General features: G+C 51.9%; 15 protein-coding genes, 1 tRNA gene and 2 pseudogenes. 10 read left to right on the forward strand and 8 right to left on the reverse strand.

Features of this window, described 5'->3' with window-relative positions; translation table 11 throughout:
- Positions 1–22: 22 nt before the first annotated feature.
- Positions 23–721 (reverse strand): EAL domain-containing protein, encoded by a 699-nt coding sequence (locus G0034_RS05375; RefSeq protein WP_014882851.1) that lies wholly within the window; start codon positions 719–721, stop codon positions 23–25.
- A gap of 278 nt (positions 722–999) precedes the next feature.
- Between G0034_RS05375 and G0034_RS05380 the strand changes: the two genes are divergently transcribed.
- Positions 1,000–1,076, forward strand: a tRNA-Arg gene (locus G0034_RS05380).
- Positions 1,077–1,091: 15 nt separating this feature from the next.
- Here the strand turns inward: G0034_RS05380 and G0034_RS05385 are convergent.
- The 5 genes and pseudogenes from G0034_RS05385 to G0034_RS05405 all read right to left on the reverse strand — a co-directional run.
- Positions 1,092–1,416, reverse strand: a pseudogene (locus tag G0034_RS05385) (tyrosine-type recombinase/integrase); the annotation flags it as partial.
- Between the two features lie 98 nt (positions 1,417–1,514).
- Positions 1,515–2,987 (reverse strand): hypothetical protein, encoded by a 1,473-nt coding sequence (locus tag G0034_RS05390; protein WP_014882852.1) that lies wholly within the window; start codon positions 2,985–2,987, stop codon positions 1,515–1,517.
- On the reverse strand, positions 2,984–3,925 hold the full coding sequence (locus G0034_RS05395) for a glycosyltransferase family 2 protein (protein WP_014882853.1): 942 nt from the start codon (positions 3,923–3,925) through the stop codon (positions 2,984–2,986). Before G0034_RS05395 ends, G0034_RS05390 begins: the two co-directional genes overlap by 4 nt.
- Complete coding sequence (locus tag G0034_RS05400) at positions 3,922–4,284, reverse strand: GtrA family protein (protein ID WP_014882854.1); 363 nt, start codon at positions 4,282–4,284, stop codon at positions 3,922–3,924. The genes G0034_RS05395 and G0034_RS05400 overlap by 4 nt, the downstream gene beginning before the upstream one ends.
- 539 nt (positions 4,285–4,823) lie before the next feature.
- Positions 4,824–5,957, reverse strand: coding sequence for an acyltransferase family protein (locus G0034_RS05405; RefSeq protein ID WP_023336847.1), 1,134 nt, complete (start codon positions 5,955–5,957; stop codon positions 4,824–4,826).
- Between the two features lie 284 nt (positions 5,958–6,241).
- On the opposite strand from G0034_RS05405, the pseudogene G0034_RS23280 reads away from it, so the two are divergent.
- The 9 genes and pseudogenes from G0034_RS23280 to pheP all read left to right on the forward strand — a co-directional run bounded on the left by G0034_RS23280 (position 6,242) and on the right by pheP (position 18,081).
- Positions 6,242–6,653 (forward strand): annotated as a pseudogene (locus G0034_RS23280) (HumD family translesion DNA polymerase).
- Between the two features lie 282 nt (positions 6,654–6,935).
- Complete coding sequence (locus G0034_RS23285) at positions 6,936–7,172, forward strand: hypothetical protein (RefSeq protein ID WP_286079234.1); 237 nt, start codon at positions 6,936–6,938, stop codon at positions 7,170–7,172.
- A 51-nt stretch (positions 7,173–7,223) separates the two neighbouring features.
- Positions 7,224–8,156: a cytochrome P450 gene (locus G0034_RS05410; RefSeq protein WP_286079235.1), complete on the forward strand. Its 933-nt coding sequence runs from the start codon at positions 7,224–7,226 to the stop codon at positions 8,154–8,156.
- A 332-nt stretch (positions 8,157–8,488) separates the two neighbouring features.
- Entirely contained in the window at positions 8,489–9,505 is a 1,017-nt protein-coding gene (locus tag G0034_RS05415; protein WP_179120585.1) for an iron ABC transporter substrate-binding protein, read from the forward strand.
- A gap of 24 nt (positions 9,506–9,529) precedes the next feature.
- On the forward strand, positions 9,530–11,104 hold the full coding sequence (locus G0034_RS05420) for an ABC transporter permease (protein WP_048997086.1): 1,575 nt from the start codon (positions 9,530–9,532) through the stop codon (positions 11,102–11,104).
- Between the two features lies 1 nt (position 11,105).
- Positions 11,106–12,128: an ABC transporter ATP-binding protein gene (locus G0034_RS05425; RefSeq protein ID WP_179120586.1), complete on the forward strand. Its 1,023-nt coding sequence runs from the start codon at positions 11,106–11,108 to the stop codon at positions 12,126–12,128.
- Positions 12,129–12,305: 177 nt separating this feature from the next.
- Entirely contained in the window at positions 12,306–14,489 is a 2,184-nt protein-coding gene (locus G0034_RS05430) for a TonB-dependent receptor (RefSeq protein WP_179120587.1), read from the forward strand.
- 127 nt (positions 14,490–14,616) lie between these two features.
- Positions 14,617–16,590, forward strand: a complete 1,974-nt coding sequence (locus tag G0034_RS05435) for a PhoX family protein (protein WP_179120588.1) — start codon at positions 14,617–14,619, stop codon at positions 16,588–16,590.
- A 102-nt stretch (positions 16,591–16,692) separates the two neighbouring features.
- Positions 16,693–18,081 (forward strand): phenylalanine transporter, encoded by a 1,389-nt coding sequence (pheP, locus tag G0034_RS05440; RefSeq protein ID WP_179120589.1) that lies wholly within the window; start codon positions 16,693–16,695, stop codon positions 18,079–18,081.
- A gap of 110 nt (positions 18,082–18,191) precedes the next feature.
- On the opposite strand, the gene G0034_RS05445 is transcribed toward pheP, so the two are convergent.
- Together G0034_RS05445 and G0034_RS05450 are read right to left on the reverse strand one after the other, a co-directional pair.
- Positions 18,192–18,491, reverse strand: a complete 300-nt coding sequence (locus G0034_RS05445; RefSeq protein WP_014882863.1) for a helix-turn-helix domain-containing protein — start codon at positions 18,489–18,491, stop codon at positions 18,192–18,194.
- On the reverse strand, positions 18,479–18,841 hold the full coding sequence (locus tag G0034_RS05450; protein ID WP_014882864.1) for a type II toxin-antitoxin system RelE/ParE family toxin: 363 nt from the start codon (positions 18,839–18,841) through the stop codon (positions 18,479–18,481). The genes G0034_RS05445 and G0034_RS05450 overlap by 13 nt, the downstream gene beginning before the upstream one ends.
- Positions 18,842–19,020: the final 179 nt, after the last annotated feature.

Raw genomic sequence — 19,020 nt, forward strand, 5'->3', positions numbered from 1 at the left:
CCTCCCTCCTGGAAATGGCGTGTTAATCCTCCGGCCATGTCCAGGACGGCCAGTAATATCCCTGGCCGAGATCGGCACCTGCCTGCAGTGCCCAGATACGATCGCGTTCAGTCTCAATACCTTCGATGAGTACGCTTCCGGCCAGCTGAAAGCAAAGTGAAACCAGTTTCCTCAGTGCAGGTGTGGCGCGTAAACGCCAGAATGCGTTCTTATCGATTTTGATGCCGTTCAACGGTAATCGACAAAATAAAAACGGCTGAATGATAGTTTCGTCGATATCATCCAGCCAGATAGTGTGTCCCCGTTCCTGAAGTTGCCGCAGGTTGTTAACGACGCTCTGCTTCTGTGCGGCGGAGAACGCCAGAAAGAGAGGGAGGTCGACAATCTCAATATTCAGCGGCGCGGTTTTCATATTGATGAGCCGCGCAAAAGGCGCAGGTGCTGTCAACACGGTTATCGGCAGATTAATAAAAAGATTATTGCCATGCGGGGTATTTTTTAATGCGGCCAGCTGCGCTTCAAGCAGCGTCAAAGAGGCGTCTGCCGACTGATGGCGGAAGAAGTCCTCGCTATGCTCGGTGTCGGACAAGACGCTCAGGACCTCCACGCCGACCCGGCGCCGGGCGTTGAGGGCGACGATAGGCTCCAGTTTGATGCCGACGATGTCCTGAGAAATAGACTGTAATCGGGGGGGCGTATCGAACGGGTTTTGCGCTGTCACTCCATTGTCCTGTTGTCTGTCAGCCTCCAGGCGGCCGGGATACCTCGCTCTAGTGTGACGAGCTGACGTTCAGGAAAACAGCAGGCGTTACTTAAATGCAACTAAGCCTTTTCGCAGCGCTAAATTTTAAGGTGAAACAGCGAGAAATGTTGAGAAAATAGCCGTATTTACAATCGGCTAGCGGTAATTGCCTCTGAAAGCGGAAAAGGCATTGACTCACCTGCCATTGACCGTATAATTCTTCGCGTTTCACCGCCGCGAAGTTCACTCTTCTCAGTGCGCCCTTAGCTCAGTTGGATAGAGCAACGGCCTTCTAAGCCGTAGGTCGTAGGTTCGAATCCTACAGGGCGTGCCATTCGATATTAGTAAGCTAAGCCAGTTTCGAGCCAGCCTGATTTTCTCCTTGTGTCGTATTTGTGTCATGGTCGCTAAAATTGGCAGCTATTTTCCGTGCATGTTCGCATAAATGGTTAGGTGCAAGGTGGGCATTTCGAGGGACCATTTCGATCGACCCCCAGCCCCCCATTTCCTGAAAAAGGACAGCGGCACGCTGGGCTGAATTAACCCGCTCGCCCAGGTATGCCGCAGATCGTGAAATCGCAAGTCCTCAATGCCCGCTTTATCCAGCCAATGCGCTAGGCGCTATTGTCGTCCACTGGCATTTTGCGTATTACCGGAGTCAAATTTTTAGTGCCGCGTTGATAGCTTGGGGTGAACTAATACCTACCTTGAGCTTTTTACTATCACCATTGTAGATAAAGCATTAATATCCCCCTCATAGGAGGGGGAGTTATCAGATCGGCATACCATATTTAGCGTTCATTTCTCTGTCAGGTTGGATTTTTATCTCGATATTACGAGGTATTAATCCATTTGACTTCAGCGTCTCAGAGATTGCTTTTCCTCTGGTCACGGGGAAAGGCCAGTTATCATTATTGTCACCCTTAGGGACATGCAATGTCATCGTCCTCTGATTGCTTTCAACAGCTCTCTGAATCTGATCAATCATATCTTGTCCAATTGCATTTGCCACGGAGAAAGGAATGTTTCCATTGTGAGACTCGCGCAAAGAATGTGATTGATCTGTAGCCTTATTAACCAAGCACAGTAAAATTATTGGGACAATATATTGAACAGCCTCAAAGCGATCGATGATGTATCCAAGTCCTATGCTAGCTGCCACTATTAAGTACATAAATGTACCCCACATTGCTACTGGTCGAGTCGCGTAGTTTGCGCTAGCTTTTGCGCACACCAAAATAAGGGCTAATGTGGTAATAGCTCCAGTAATTACTGATACACAGAAAGCATATCGTTTCCCTTCACATGATTTTTTTCTCAGCAAGAACACTACGCCGCAAACCAATCCAACAGCCAGAACAACGAAAAATGTTCGGTCTATTAGTTTAAGTAGTGAGTAAAACGAGTTGACCGTACCTGAAATATCTAGGTGATCTTTTGACATGCGATCTGCTCTTCCTCCGTTCATTTCAAACACAGCAGAAATGACCCACATTATCAAAGTGATACAGTGGAAAGGGTAAGCCTTAACTGTCTCAACAATTTTGAATCTGTTGTTAATAAGTTTCAGCAGAAGTATAACTCCGCACATGACAGCAAGCACAATACTAGCGAATATATTCGAAAACACACACAGATAAATGGCAAATATCAATATCCCAGAAAATATAGCTTTTTCGTAAAAGAAAGACTTTAATGAGGGCGACATTCGCAAAACGTAAAGTGCTAGAGTTCCGTTTATAAGCGCTGGGATAATGTAGTGATAATAACAAGTAAGGTTTTGCTCCCATAACAGGTATGGGCTGTTATTATTGTTAAGAGTTCTGAATAGGCCAAACATGCACAGTAAATAGAATATCACCATCGCTGAGCTTGTATATGTTGACAGGCCTACAGCCTCTCTCATCATAAGGTAGAATTGATAAAGGAACGCCACAACAAGAATTGCAACTAACATCGCTGTAAAATAGGCAATAGCTTCAAGGAAAGTAAATCCAAGTGGCATTAGGAGCGATGAGGCTATGTTACCAAAGAGAGGGAAAGCTACTTCAGGCACAACCTTAATCGGATTAAAACCTCCCCATTGCGGATATGCCTGCCTACCGGAAGAAAGGTTAATCCACTCATCACCTGAGATGATTGTCACCGGATGGATAACCGTAAAAAACACAGCCACTACAGCGAAAACAAATGTGAATAGCATCCATTCAAAATGAGTTTTTTTTTCCAAAGCATGACTAATCATTTATCGTCCTTCCGATTATCCTTAAGTTCGTTTTTGATGATGTAACGAGGTCTTCCCTTAACTTCAACATATATCCTGCCGATATACTCGCCAAGTACGCCTATACCTATCAACTGAATTCCGCCCAGGAAAAGTATTGAAACCAGCATTGATGGATAGCCGCGAACCGGATTGCCGAATGCTAACGTGTCGACGATCATACATGCGCCATAGATGAAGGCCATACCAGCAACGAATAAACCAATGTAAGTCCACATGCGCAGAGGGAAAGTTGAGAAACTGGTTATACCCTCCAATGCAAGATTCCACAGCTTCCAACCATTGAACTTAGAATCCCCAGCAACACGTTCAGCACGAGCATATTCAACAACATCAGTGCGGCCGCCAACCCAGCTCAAAATGCCTTTCATGAAAAGATTGCGTTCTTGCATTTGCTTAATGTTTTCAACTACATCTCGAGACATCAGACGGTAGTCGCCAACGTTTTCCTCGATCTGCGGATTGCTTATTTTGTTGTGCAGTTTATAGAACCATTCAGCAGTCTTGCGCTTGAGTCGTCCATCCGCAGAGCGGTCTGTTCTCTTAGCCAAAACCATATCTGCCCCTGCTTGCCATTTCTCTATCAGGTATGGAATAACCTCAATCGGGTCTTGCAAGTCCACGTCAATCGGGATAATCGCGTCACCGGTCGCATGGTCAAGACCCGCAAATAACGCAGGCTCTTTTCCAAAGTTGCGGGTGAAGGAAAGTGGTATTACAAGCGGGTCAGCTACAGCAAGCGCGTTTATGATTGATTCTGTGGCGTCTTTACTGCCGTCATTGATAAAGACTATCTCGACTTCGTGTTGTTGCAGATCTTCAAATTCGCGCACTGTTTTATAGAAGATCGGAATTGCTTCCTCTTCATTAAATACAGGAACGACCAGAGAAATTTTCATTTCGCATCCCTAAAGACAATGAACCGTGAGTATAAAAAACCGGCTACAAGACTGAATCCGGAAAAGGCGACAAGGGTAACGACAGGTGGAGCGCCGATTAAATCCGCGATATATCCTGTCACGCCAGCCATAACGCCCATGAAAACGATGAACGCGATGTAACGCGCAGAAGTGGCCTGAGCCTTGAACGTCCATTTTGCATTCGCAAAAAAACTGAAAGTTACCGCAATACAGAAAGCAACGACGTTCGCAACGGTCTGGTTAGCATCGAGGAAATGCATAAGCGCACCGAAACACAACCAGTGAAGAGCAGTGTTGACCACGCCCACTGAAACATAGCGAGTAAACAGTTTTACCATTTTAGAAATCAGTTAATTCTGAAAGGCGAGGATTTTAACACCACTGCGAAGCATGATCGACCCTATTATTTAGTGAGGCTGTGTATGGATACAGTTGTTTGTATGATATTCATGCCACGCACAGCAGAGGTGAGCACCTCTTTCGTTGCGCGCATTCATCTCACCCATAGTTACTTGAGTTCAGACCGCGTCATTGAACAGTTACGGGAGTTCAACTGGCATTTTACCTGCAGCGGAGCTAAGTCTTGGATAGAGCGTTACCCCCTCTCCCGACTTGGCCGATAAGACAACAGACTAAAGCGATAACAGTTACTGGATCATGCATAACATGGTGAGGTTTTTCTGAAGGGGCTTTTCCTCACCAGTCATGGAGTATCAGGAACAGGGGGTTAACTATCGATCTTCTATGCGGGATTGATGGCAACTACCGGTTATTTGGAACGTCAAAGGTTGGGCTGTCAATATGGCAATGTCTGCAGATAGAGCGAGTTTGGCATTACGAGAGAATAAAAAAGGCGACCGCATCAGGTCGCCATAAATTATGAAGCAGTATTAGTTTTGTATAATGATGCTTTTTTCGATTTGATGAATGGCCTCTCCACAAAATGGTAGGTCAAAGAGGATAGCAGGCAAATTGATATGTATGCTGAAACAAATAATGTGATGACCTTGTAGTCAGTATGCGAAACATCATCCTTACTAATTACTTGACTTAAAGGGAAAAGTATCAATCCCTGGGTTAAGTACAGGCTATAGCTAACAGCACCAAGTCTCTTTGCAGCCTTAGTTGCCAGTAACCCGAATATGTCGGCACCGGAGATTACAGAGAAAAATATTACGCATAAAAAAAACTTTTCCGGAGACCTGAACAGGTCTGGCTGTGCAAAGCCAGTAATCAGAACTGTAGCCACTAAAAGTATGTTTGCATGCAGTCTGGAGATAATTATTTTGTCCTTAAGTTCCCTGCAAAGCATCCCGGCGAAAAAATATGACCATAGATATGCATCTCTTGTAAAGCCAGGCAATAAATATACAGAAAACGCAAAAAGGACTATGGTTAACTCCATAGACCACTTTTTAAGAATAAAAAGTAAAGGCAGTGAAAAGTAGAACATCCATTCCCACCTCAACGTCCACGTTACACCAGCCAGTGCCATCCATGATTTATTAAAGTCAGTCACATTAGGCTTGCTATTCCAGAGGCCACCATCGAACCATGACATTGTTTTTGAAACTGTATCCAATGTAATAGGGTCATGATCTGTTAATGAAAACAACAAAACCAATCCAGCAAAAGAGCATGCAGTTGCTAGCGGAACGATTCTTAAAAATCTCTTCTTATAAAGGTCTACCCAGTCTACGGTTTCCTTATTTCTCACCTTTCCCCAAAAGAGATATGCCGTAGTCATGAAAAAAAGCGCAACGCCGTATTTACCCATGTATGTGAGCCATAAAGAACTTGGTGACCACATGCCCTTTGTAATATAAGAATGCAAACAATCAAGATGATGGAGAATAACAAATGATGCCAATAAAAACCGCATGCCATCAAGACTATTGGAACGAACCGCTTCGGTTTCTTCATCAATAAACCTGAAAACAGGGAGACTGAAAATTAAAAGCGCAATAATAAGGCTAAAAAGCGCCATGCTAATTGTGTAAGTGACGTCCATTATTTATATACCTTTATAATATCAACTATTAATCTATTATTCGCCATGTCACTTCAAAGTCATTTGAACTTTAGAATGGCGAAGAGTCTAGCATTGAGAGAGTCTGAAATCGACGGTCATGGCGTTTTCTTGCTGTCTAGTTGGTGACATCGATTAAGGTGGAGCTTAAAAACTAAATTTTTTTGAATCTAGCATGACTTGGGGATTCCTCTCATCTCAACGCTTGCTCAACTGCATCAATCATTCATTCTGTTCATGCATCCAGTAATTATTGGAGGCGTATCATGGGGCTTCCACCGCCAGCGCAAGACTATGCAGAGAAGCGCATGTCGTTCGACAAGCGCATCATAACCAGATCGTCATCGGCATATCTGATGAGAGCTGGTGCAACGCATCACTGCGAAGGAGGCTTGAGCGGAGTTGTTCTGGAAGTGGATATCTCATTGAGTGTGCGACGGATCATTGTTGGTACAAAGCATGGCAGGTGAGTTGAGGATAAAGCGATACCGCAAATCGCCAAAACCGCACCTGGAGGATTTGCAGGCGGGTAGACGTGATGAGATTCCGGTTCACGATGACGGAACGAGTCTGGATGGGGTATTCGGAGTGATAACGTATCTCACCAACGATACACGAACAGGTGAGTTTGAAGGTTACCCGGTGATGCAGGAATCAAATTACACAGCTATGCCATGAGGCATACTGTGTACCCTCTGTTTAATAAATGTGTCATGCATTGATGAACCATAACGCAACGCAGAAACATGTAACGACACTTAATGACAAAAAAACGGCGCGAATGCAGCAAAGATAATTATATAACATTGAGTTAAATCGAACCGTGCGTTCTTCTAAACCATATGTAGTAGGCTAGAATCCTACAGGGCGTGCCAATGATCCCCCCTTTTTTCTATATTTGAACTGCAACATATCCCTGCTTTACTGAAAGGTGATTAATCCTGCGATGAGGGCTCACCCGTGGCATATGTTGAAAAAGCACTTCGGTTTAATCCTGCCTCACCTGTCTTTCAGGAAAATCTTCATAACGTCTACCACCACATGCGAAACCACCAGCCTGTAGCGCGAATCGGCAAAACGTGGGTGCTTACCCGCTATCAGGATGTTTATCAGACGCTTAAAGAGCGAGCATTCGTCTCCTCGGGTATACCTGAAGATGTGCATAGCGAAATGGAAAAAGAGTGCTTCAGCCTCTAGCCCCCCATACGCGATCTTCTCTACGGCATTGTGCTGTTTGAAGACGGGAATGTGCATCGCGCGCACCGTCAGGCGCTGCAGGCTCTGTTTACCGGCGAATCCTGGGCTGCGTTAACCCAGCTGATTTCTGACGAGTCACATACGTTGGTGGCAGAGTTAACCACCATCGGCACGTTTGACGGCATTCGCCAGATTGCTGCCCCGCTCTGGGGGAAGCTGTTCACCGCCTGGCTCAACCTGCCGGAAGCGCAGCAGGAGGTAGTTGAACAAGAGAAAAACGCCATCAGGCTATTGCTGGACCCCAGCGCAATTGATCGAGAGGGCTTACAGCGGCTGATCGTGGCGCTTTCCCGTCTGGATGACAGTTTTCGCCAACTCGCGCAGGCACACAGCCAGGGTTACGACTCGCTTTTTTATCGCAGCCTCCTGAAAGGATATGGCGGCGATCGGGATGCGCTTGCAACTCGGTTTAGCACAGACTGCGTCACTATGCTTATCGGCGGGAGTGAAACCAGCGAAGCGTTAACCGGAAACCTGGTGTATATGCTGGCACAACATCCAGAATTACAGGCGTGCGTCAGAAATAACACGCTGCGGATGAAAGATGTCGTCAGTGAAACCATGCGCTTTGAGTCTCCGTTGCAGATGGGCAGGCGAAAGGTAGTGGCTCCCGTGCAATTTCTGGGACGCGAACTTAAAGCAGGGGATAACATCTTAGTATGCCTTGGTTCTGCAAATCGCGATGAAAGCGTATTTGAAGAGGCGTGGCGTTTTATTCCTGGCCGCAAGAATGCCCAACGTCAGCTGGGATTTGGCGCAGGTGTGCACCAGTGTATTGGACAACTGCTGGCGCAGTGTCAGGCTGAAACCCTTGCCATGGCTTTATGCGAGCGCGGGACACTCTCTCTCGACGGTGAGGCTAAATGGTCGACGCGAAGCCTGATTCTGAGAACGCTGGAGACGCTGCCGGTAAAAATTACCTGAGGTAATAATAAGGACAACGCTATGAAGGGAATCATATTTTCACGGCGGAAGTGGTGAACGTTTTTTATTCTTAAATTGTCAGATAAATAACGACGTAATAAATAGAAGGCTAATGATATTTTGTAGTGTGTTGTCTTAAGGTTTTCTTAATCTTTAATTAATCCGTTTTTTAAATCTGGATTTTTATCACTTCACTCCCCGCAATAAAGAAATTTTACACTTTTACGCTTAAACTGGATTGATACTAATTATCATTAGCGTTTTTGTATGCTTTAATCCTGTCCCACAACGCTATGCGTCATTATTCCCGTTGCTCTATTAAGGATATGTTCATGAATTCTCGCCTGCTGTCCTGCTTCTCGCTTGCCTTGTTGTCATCATCGCTTTTCCTTTCCACACAATCCGTTGCCGCCGATAACAGCGAAGGCATTGTGGTATACAACGCGCAGCATGAAAACCTGGTGAAGTCGTGGGTTGACGGCTTTACCAAAGAGACCGGCATTAAGGTCACGCTGCGTAACGGCGATGACAGCGAGCTGGGTAACCAGCTGGTTCAGGAAGGCAGCGCATCACCTGCAGACGTATTTCTGACGGAAAACTCGCCGTCCATGGTACTGGTGGATAACGCCAACCTGTTTGCCCCGCTGGATGCAGACACCCTGAAGCAGGTACCGGCAGAGTACCGCCCGGCGCATGGCCGCTGGATCGGCATTGCCGCCCGCAGCACCGTATTCGTCTATAACCCGGCAAAACTGAGCGAAGAGCAGCTACCTAAGTCACTGATGGATCTGGCCAAATCCGAGTGGAAAGGCCGCTGGGCTGCATCACCGTCAGGCGCGGATTTCCAGGCCATCGTGAGCGCAATGCTGGCGCTTAAAGGCGAAAAAGCCACGCTGGAATGGCTGAAGGCGATGAAAGCTAATTTCGTGGCCTATAAAGGCAACAGCACCGTGATGAAAGCCGTCAACGCCGGCCAGATTGATGGCGGGGTGATTTATCACTACTACCGTTTTGTCGATCAGTCCAAAACGGGTGAGAACAGCAAAAACACCAAACTCTACTACTTCAAACACCAGGATCCGGGCGCGTTCGTCAGCCTTTCCGGTGGTGGCGTGCTGGCGTCCAGTAAACACAAAGCGCAGGCCCAGGCGTTCATCAAATACATTACCGGTAAAGAGGGCCAGGAAAGCCTGCGCACCAACAATGCCTTTGAATATGCGGTGGGCGTGAACGCGGCCTCTAACCCGAAACTGGTCCCGCTGAACGATCTGGATGCACCGAAAGTTGAACCTTCAACGCTCAACAGTAAAAAAGTTATCGAGCTGATGACGCAAGCCGGTCTGCTGTGATCCTGAGAGTGAAGTGAAGGTATTATGTCTGGTCTGAGTCTCGACCTCGGCAAAAACAGCGTGCGGGAGCCTGGCCGCAGGCGTCCTGCACTGCCGATGGTAGCGTTAGCTGTCCTTTTTTCTTTACTGGCACTTCTGCCCCTGGGTTTTATCATTGCCATAGGCGTTGAGACGGGCTGGGAAACGATTAGGGCGCTGGTATTTCGCCCACGTGTTGCTGAACTGCTCAGTAACACGCTGTGGCTGACGGCGCTAGCGGTACCGCTGTGTATCGTGATAGGCGTGGCGATCGCCTGGCTCACGGAGCGCACGCAGCTTGCCGGGCGAGGGATCTGGTCCGCGCTGGCGGTCGCCCCACTGGCGATCCCCGCGTTTGTGCAAAGCTATGCCTGGGTGAGCGTGGTTCCCTCGATGCATGGCCTTTCCGCGGGCGTGTTCCTCTCCGTTTTAGCTTACTATCCGTTTATTTATATGCCGGTTGCGGCGGTGCTGCGTCGTCTTGACCCAACGCTGGAAGATGTGGCCGCCTCGCTCGGCACCCCGCCGTGGCGGGTCTTTTTCCGCGTGGTGCTGCCGCAGCTAAAACTGGCTATCTGCGGCGGCGCGCTGCTGGTGGCGCTGCACCTGCTGGCGGAATACGGTCTGTACGTGATGATCCGTTTTGATACCTTCACAACGGCCATCTATGACCAGTTTCAGTCCACCTTCAGCGGCCCGGCAGCGAACATGCTGGCGGGCGTATTGGCCTTATGCTGCCTGGCGATCTTAGTGCTGGAAGGCGTGACGCGCGGGAAAGCGCGCTATGCACGCATTGGCGCTGGCGCGGCACGTGAACAGAAACGCTGGCCGCTGAAGCCTGCGGCGGCTGTGCTGGGACAGCTGTTTTTCCTCGCGCTGGTCATTCTGGCGCTGGGCGTGCCGTTACTTGTCCTGTGCCGCTGGATTTGGCTCGGCGGCGTGCAAAACTGGATGAACGCCGATCTCTGGCACTCCCTGCGTCAAACGCTGATGCTTGGCGTGGGCGGAGCGCTCCTGACGACGGCCTGCGTGATCCCCATCGCGTGGCTTGGGATCCGCTACCCGCACCGTATTTTCCGGATGCTGGAAGGGTGCATCTATATCACCAGTTCGCTGCCGGGCATTGTCACCGCGCTGGCGCTGGTCACGGTCACTATTCATTACGCTCGCCCCATTTATCAGACGGAAATCACCCTGTTCCTGGCCTATCTGCTGATGTTTATGCCCCGCGCACTCATTAACCTGCGGGCAGGGATTGCCCAGGCGCCGGTGGAGCTGGAAAACGTGGCGCGCAGCCTGGGCAGCACGCCTGCGAAAGCGCTCTGGAGCGTTACCCTGCGGCTGGCCGCACCGGGCGCTGCGGCAGGCGCCGCGCTGGTATTCCTTGGCGTCAGCAACGAATTGACCGCCACGCTGCTGCTCTCGCCGCTGGGAACCCGCACGCTCTCCACCGGATTCTGGGCGCTGACCAGTGAAATTGATTATGTGGCCGCCGCGCCCTACGCGATGCTGATGATCCTGATTTCACTCCCGCTGACCGCCATTCTCTATATGCAGTCGAAAAAAATTGCAGGGCTATGACATGCTTGAATTAACCGCCATTTCAAAATCGTTTTCGGACGTGCAGGTGCTCGACAGCTTAAACCTGAGCGTTGCGCCGGGGAGCCGCACGGCGATTGTCGGCCCCTCCGGGTCGGGGAAAACCACGCTGCTGCGTATTCTCGCCGGGTTTGAGACGCCGGATACCGGCCGCATTGTCATGCAGGGAAAAACGCTGTTTGATGAAAATCATATTGTTCCTGCTCACCTGCGCGGGATCGGTTTTGTGCCCCAGGAGGGCGCTCTGTTCCCCCATCTCAACGTGGCAGATAACATTGCCTGGGGGCTGGACGGTACCCGCCACGAGAAGCGCCAGCGCGTTGAGGTGCTGATGGAGATGGTCTCGCTCGACAGGCAGCTCGCGACGCACTGGCCCCATGAGATTTCCGGCGGACAGCAGCAGCGCGTGGCGCTTGCCCGTGCGCTGGCCCAGCGTCCTTCGCTGATGCTGCTGGATGAACCGTTCTCGGCGCTGGATACCGGCTTGCGCGCCATGACGCGTAAAGCAACGGCCGATCTGCTGGCGGAAGCGGGCGTGGCCTCAATTCTGGTCACCCACGATCAGAACGAAGCGTTGTCTTTTGCCACGCAGGTTGCCGTGATGCGTTCTGGCCGCTTCACGCAGGTGGGAACGCCTTATGACGTCTATACCCGTCCCGTTGACGAAGAGACGGCGCTGTTTCTTGGCGATGCCGTGATCCTGCCTGCTCAGCTCGCTGGCGGTTACGCCGTGTGTGCACTGGGCGAGGTGCCGACGGACAATCCGCATGCAGCAGGAGAGGGCCGGGTAATGATGCGTCCTGAACAATTGCGCGTGACGGCATGTGCGCCTCATGAAAGCCCGGTCTCCATTCTTGATGTCGACTTCACCGGTCAGCTGTCTACGCTGACGCTGGGATTAGCGGGGCATGAACAGCCCGTTATCCTCAGGACCGTCAGTCAGCCGGGCTGGCACCCGGGCGCGGCGGTACGCATTGATGTGACGGGCACTGCGCGCGTTTTATAATCGTAACCACCCCAAAACGGGGTGGTTGTTCCCCATCGTCCTCATTACCTCCCTTCATGAACGCGTGACGCTTGCCAATGCATAGATAATGCGTATAGTTCTCATTTGCATTGCTGTTAATACATTCTAAGGCCCGACAACGGGTCATTTTTTCGCGCACTTTCAAATGAGTTAACGATGGACAACACCAAAATACACAGAACGCTGCTGGCGCTCGCCATTGGGGCGGTGACACATTCCGTCCAGGCGGTGGATGATAAAAAAGAAGATACGCTAGTTGTGCAGGCTGCACCTGCCAGCGACTTTAAACCCGGCGGCGACCAGCTGGTACCGGCCTTTCTTGACGGGCAGGTGGCGAACGGCGGGCGCATGGGGATGCTGGGCCAGCAGAACGCCATGGACGTGCCGTTCAACATCATCAGCTACACCTCGAAGCTGGTGGAAGATCAGCAGGCGAAAACCATCGCTGACGTGGTCGCCAACGATGCGGGCGTGCAGTACGTTCAGGGATACGGTAACAGCGCGGAGACCTACCGCATTCGTGGCCTGAAGTTTGACGGCGACGACATGACGTTTGGCGGGCTGTCCGGCGTACTGCCGCGTCAGGTGGTGGATGCGCAGATGGTTGACCGCATTGAGATCTTCAAAGGCGCCAACGCGCTGATGAACGGCGCGGCAAGCTCTGGCGTGGGCGGGATGATCAATCTTGAGCCGAAACATGCGGGCGATACCCCGCAGGCAAAAGTGGGCGTGGATTACACCTCAGATTCGCAGTTTGGCACCACGCTGGATGCAGGCCGTCGCTTTGGTGACAGCGACCAGTTCGGCGCGCGCGTGAACCTGGTCCACCGTGAAGGGGAAACCGGCGTACCAAACGACCGTCGCCGCACCACGCTGCTCTCCACCGGTCTTGATTACAACGGCGACAACGTCCGCACCTCGCTGGATCTGGGCTATCAAAAGAAAACCTTCCACGGCAGCCCGACCAGCGTCAACATCTCGGCGGTGGATTTAGTGCCTGAACCGCCGAAAAACGATCGTAACTTCTCCCAGAAGTGGGCCTACAGCAACATCGAAAACGAATTTGGGATGTGGCGCAGCGAATACAACATCACCGATAACTGGACCGCCTATACCGGCCTGGGCGCGCAGCACGCGCACGAAGAAGGGATCTACAGCGCGCCGAAGCTGTTGGACAAAAGCGGCAAAGCCACGGTCAGCCGTCTGGATACTAACCGCATTAGCGATTCCGTTAGCGGCATGGCGGGCATTCGCGGGAATTTCACTACCGGCTTTGTGTCGCACAAGGTGAACGTGGGGTATTCGGCGACGACCAAAAACGAAAAAATCGCGTGGAAAATGTCGGCGACGAAGGATAACCCGACCACCAACATCTACCACAACACCGGCGTTGATATGCCGGACAGCTCCAACTTCAATGGATCAGGTGGCAAATACAGCGATCCGCTAACCAGCGGGCGCACCCGTACTCAGGGCTGGCTGCTGAGCGATACGCTGGGCGTCCTGGACGACAAGCTGCTGTTCACCGCGGGGGCGCGTCATCAGAAAGTGGTCATCCGCGGGTATAACAAAATTACCGGTGCAGAAAACGACGCGGACGGCTTCGACGGTAGCCGCTGGATGCCAACCTACGGCGTGGTTTATAAACCGTGGGAGCAGATTTCCCTTTACGCCAACCACACCGAAGCGCTGCAGCCGGGAAAAACCGCGCCGGACACCGCTACCAACTACGGTCAAAGCACCGGTATTGTTCACTCTAAACAGAATGAAATCGGCTTGAAGGCAGACTTTGGTCGCGTGGGCGGCTCTCTGGCGCTGTTTGAGATCAAAATGCCATCGGCGATCCTCGACGATGACAATCACTACGGCCTGGACGCTGAACAGCGTAACCGTGGCGTAGAGCTCAACGTTTTTGGCGAGCCCATGCTCGGGATGCGCCTGAACGCCAGCGCCACCTGGCTGCAGGCCGAGCTGGCCAAAACCAAAAACGGCGTGAATCAAGGCAACGATGCGATTGGCGTGCCGAACTTCTATGCCGTGCTGGGGGCAGAGTACGACATCAAGCCAGTTGACGGCCTGACCGCCACCGCACGCGTGAACCACTCGGGCACGCAGTATGCCGATCTCGCGAACAGCAAAAAGCTGGACAGCTATACCACGCTGGATCTGGGCATGCGCTACCGCTTCGCGTTAAACCACAATGCAAACCAGATGACCGTGCGCGCAGGCATCGACAACGTGACCAATGAAAACTACTGGGCCAGCGTGGACGATTCCGGTACCTACATCACTCAGGGCGAACCGCGAACCTTTAAGGTCTCGGTGGGCTACGAGTTCTAAGCGTTCCACCTCGTTATCCGGGGCAGGGACGCCCCAATCCCGCCGTTATCCTGTTATAAAATTGTAACAAAAGCTTCTTACACTGTTCGCCAACTCCTTACCTCTTGGCCAATGACAGGAAGCCGCTATGGGCAGACCCCTCAAATCCGTTTTTAAAAAAGAACATCGCGACGACATCACTAACCGCAGCGCTAACCCGGTTTTCTCCGAGGTTGCAGAGGTTTTCCTCTCCCGCCGTCGTTTTCTCCAGATGGGCGCCGTGGCGGGTGCTGCCGTTTCCTTTCCCTTTTTGATCAAACCTGATAGCGCCATTGCCGCGGTATCGAAGCCGTCCGCGCTGGCAAAAGCGGTGTCGCTTGGGTTTACCAGTATTCCCGTTTCCACGGACGATACGGTGAGGGTGCCGGAAGGTTATATTGCCCGCCCGTTTTATCGCTGGGGTGACCCGACGGGCATCAAAGACCACATGCCGGCATTTAAGCCGGATGCCAGCAACACGACCGACGAACAGGCCGTGCAGGCGGGGATGCACCACGACGGTATGGCGTGGTTTAGCCTGCCGCAGGGGGAGCAAAACCCGGAACATGGTCTGCTGGCGCTGAACCATGAATACATCGATAACGGGATGCTGTTTACGGACGGTATGGCGAACTGGAACCTCGACAAAGCCCGCAAGGGGCAGAACGCGATGGGCGTGTCGGTGGTGGAAGTGAAAAAAGCGGGCAGCGACTGGGAGGTGGTTCGCCCGTCTTCTTATGCCCGCCGTATCACCGTCAATACGCCGATGCAGCTTACCGGCCCGGCGCGGCATCAGCCCCTGATGAAAACCGCCGCCGACCCGCAGGGGGAGCGCGTGCTGGGCACCATGCAAAACTGCGCCAACGGCCACACGCCGTGGGGCACCTACCTCACCTGCGAGGAGAACTGGTCGGATATTTTTGTCAAAAAAGCCGATCTCAATCCGCTCGAAAAACGCTACGGCATCAGCGACAGCGACGAATCTTACCGCTGGAACGAGGTGGATGAGCGGTTTAGCGTCGATAAAACGCCTAACGAGCCTAACCGGTTCGGCTGGGTGGTAGAGATTGATCCCTACGAACCGACCTCCACACCGCGCAAGCACACCGCACTTGGCCGCTTCAAGCACGAGGGGGCCGCCGTTACGCTCGCCGCCGATAATCGCGTGGTGGTCTATATGGGGGACGATCAGAAGTTTGAGTACATTTATAAATTCGTCTCTGACAAAAAATACGATCCTGCGAACCGTGAGGCCAATATGCAGCTGCTGACCTCGGGTACGCTGTATGTTGCCAGGTTCAATGAAGAGGGAAGCGGCGACTGGCTGCCGCTGATCTTCGGGCAGAATGGCCTGGATAAAAGCCACGGTTTTGAAAACCAGGGCGATCTGCTGATTAAAACCCGCCTGGCGGCTGACGTGGTGGGGGCGACGAAAATGGATCGCCCGGAGTGGATAGCCGTCGATCCGCACGCCAGCGGCAGCGTCTACTGTACGCTCACCAACAACAGCGATCGCGGTAAAGAGGGGAAAGCCCCGGTCGATGCCGCCAACCCGCGTGCTAATAACGTGTTTGGTCATATTATGCACTGGCACGAAGAGGGGGCCGATCCTGCCGCCGCACGCTTTACATGGGATATTCTGGTCATGGGCGGGCGCACAGACAGCGACGATCCGAAGGCCAAAGGCTCTATGCAGGGCGCGGCATTCGGCAGCCCGGATGGTCTGTCGTTCGATCATCAGGGCGTTCTGTGGATCCAGACCGACGTCTCTTCCAGCACGATCAACAAAAAAGCGTATGAGGGGATGGGCAATAACCAGATGGTGGCCACCATTCCGGGCAGCAATGAGTTTCGTCGTTTCCTGACGGGCCCGCGTGGGTGTGAAATCACCGGTATTGCGTTTACGCCGGACAACCGGACGCTGTTTATCAATATTCAGCATCCGGGAGAGGGCGGGGATGATATTACCGACCCGGCCAATCCGCGTGCCGTCTCTAACTGGCCGGACGCCAGCCCGAACGGACGCCCGCGTTCGTCGACGGTGGTGATCGTCAAAGCGGACGGCGGGATCATCGGGTCGTGACGTTAATCCGCCGGGCGCATGCGCTGGCCCGGCGTTAAACTTGCTACCACCAGCATGAAGTGTTAAAACGTGCCCCTTCTAAAAAAGAGACAGGGGTAGGGCGTGAAAGACGCGTCATTCGCTTCAGGCCATGGTAGCGCTGAAGCCTCGTCGGATCAGAATCCGACGCTGCAACGTGGTTTGCAAAATCGACATATTCAGTTAATTGCCCTCGGCGGCGCGATTGGTACCGGGTTGTTTCTCGGCATCGGCCCCGCCATTCAAATGGCTGGTCCTGCGGTACTGCTGGGATACGGCATCGCCGGGATTATCGCCTTCCTGATCATGCGCCAGCTCGGCGAAATGGTCGTTGAAGAGCCGGTGTCAGGCTCCTTCGCACACTTTGCTTACAAATACTGGGGCCCGTTTGCAGGCTTCCTCTCCGGCTGGAACTACTGGGTGATGTTCGTGCTGGTGGGGATGGCCGAACTGACCGCCGCAGGCATCTACATGCAGTACTGGCTCCCGGATGTCCCGACGTGGATCTGGGCGGCGGCCTTTTTCATCATCATTAATGCCGTTAACCTCGTCAATGTGCGCCTGTATGGCGAAACCGAGTTCTGGTTTGCGCTGATCAAGGTACTGGCGATTATCGGGATGATCGGCTTTGGCCTGTGGCTGCTGTTCTCCGATCACGGCGGCGAGCGGGCAACCATTGATAACCTCTGGCAGCACGGCGGCTTTCTGGCAACCGGCTGGAAAGGACTGGTTCTCTCTCTGGCGGTGATCATGTTCTCCTTCGGCGGGCTGGAGCTGATTGGTATTACCGCTGCCGAAGCGCGCGACCCGCATAAAAGTATCCCAAAAGCGGTCAACCAGGTGGTGTACCGTATTCTGCTGTTTTACATCGGCTCGCTGGTGGTTCTGCTGGCGCTCTATCCATGGGTGGAAGTGAAATCTGACAGCAGTCCGTTCGTGATGATTTTCCACGATCTGAACAGCAATGTGGTGGCGTCGGCGCTGAACTTCGTCATTCTGGTGGCGTCGCTTTCGGTCTATAACAGTGGCGTTTACTCCAACAGCCGTATGCTGTTTGGCCTTTCCGTACAGGGGAACGCGCCGAAGTTCCTGACCCGCGTCAGCCGTCGCGGTGTGCCGATTAATTCCTTGTTCCTTTCCGGCGCGATTACGTCATTAGTGGTGCTGATCAACTACCTGCTGCCGAAAGCGGCATTTGGCCTGCTGATGGCGCTGGTTGTCGCCACGCTGCTGCTGAACTGGATCATGATCTGCCTGGCGCACCTGCGCTTCCGTGCAGCGATGCGACGCAAGGGACGCGAGACGCAGTTTAAAGCGCTGCTCTACCCGGCAGGAAACTATATCTGTATCGCGTTCCTGGGGCTGATTCTGGTGCTGATGTGCACGATGGATGAGATGCGTCTCTCAGCGATGCTGCTGCCAGTGTGGGTGGTGTTCCTGTTTATTGCGTTTAAATTATCCCGTAAAAAGTAGCACGTTTTTCGCCCGGTGGCGCTTCGCTTACCGGGCCTACATGTCCGGGGCCATTATTATTTTGTAGGCCGGGTCAGGCGAAGCCGCCACCCGGCTTTGAATGTGCGATATCAAATCTGAAACGCTATTCGTTTCCCATTCGGTAACGTCACATCAATGCTCATTTCACCGCCGAGCGCACTGACATAGCGTTTGAGTGTTGAAAGCCGGGGATCGTTTCCCGGCTGTTCGATTTTTGCCACAGTTGGTTGTTTTACCCCCATTGCCGCGGCCAGTTCTGTCTGCGAAATATTGAGCTCTTCCCGCAGTTGGTTCAGGGCAACAATTCTGCGTATTACATCAACTTTAGCCGCAATACGCTCCTGACTTTCCGCGCTCTGTTGTGCCATGAGTTCTTTTAGCGTTGCCATATGGCCTCCTTATCCGCCAGATGTCTGCTGTACTCAACGTCAGCCAGCGTAATCATTTCGTTATAAAACCGTTTTTGATTGCAACCGGTTTTGTTTCCAGCACAGAGCACAATTGCCTTACGGTCAGGATCAAAAGCAAAAAAAGCTCTGATGGGATTTCCCGCATGTTGAATCCGTAATTCCTTCATGTTCGCATAGGCTGAAGCCTTCACGGTATCTACGTATGGCCGCCCAAGCGTTGGGCCAAACTCAGCAAGAATATGCATCATCGCTAGCACATCTTCTTTTAATGCTGTTGTTTGTTCGAAGTACCATTGATCAAATCTGTCCGTTGTCTCGACATTCCACATCGTTTCTCCTTTAGCTTCCTCGCTGTATTATTTTATAGCCTGTAGGCTATAGTGACAATCAGAACACCTCGTTTAGTCATACATCGACCTTTATCGTGACCCCCCTCCCAATTCTGTTTCGATCCACAGGATCTTTATTTTGTAATCGATTACTTTTTATTTGCTGTCATTTGTAATCG

Origin of the sequence: Enterobacter sp. T2, assembly GCF_010692925.1 — a bacterium.
Classification (GTDB): domain Bacteria; phylum Pseudomonadota; class Gammaproteobacteria; order Enterobacterales; family Enterobacteriaceae; genus Enterobacter; species Enterobacter kobei.